We start from the raw sequence: 381 nt of genomic DNA on the forward strand, positions 1-381 counted from the left end.
ATAAGAAAAATACTGATTAAATAATTAAAACTTACTCATTAACCACTCCCCATTCAGTCGTTTTTTTGGTCATTATGACAATACGTGCGATAGGCGAGAGGTAAATTTTTACTTACTTTGGTGCTGCCAAGTCTAGAAATTGGTAAATAGTTGACGATATGCCCTAGGTGCATACCCGTAATATTTTTTAAAAATCCGGCTGAAATGGGACATATTGTTAAAACCATATTGCATAGCAATCTGGGTGACAGACAGGTGAGCATAAAAGGCGCTTGCCAGACAGTGTCGGCACGACTCTAATCTCTGTTCTGTCAGAAAGTGCATCAGCGAGGTATTTTCTTCGTTGAATAAGTTGTTGAGATAACGTTTCGATAAGCCTGT

General features: G+C 38.3%; 1 protein-coding gene. It reads right to left on the minus strand.

Annotated elements, in window-relative coordinates; genetic code table 11:
* Positions 1-132: 132 nt before the first annotated feature.
* A partial coding sequence (locus B3O33_RS13725) for a helix-turn-helix transcriptional regulator (RefSeq protein ID WP_292363832.1) occupies positions 133-381 on the minus strand: 249 nt, incomplete at its 5' end.

This window comes from Methylophaga sp. UBA1464 (assembly GCF_002325665.1).
Taxonomy (GTDB): domain Bacteria; phylum Pseudomonadota; class Gammaproteobacteria; order Nitrosococcales; family Methylophagaceae; genus Methylophaga.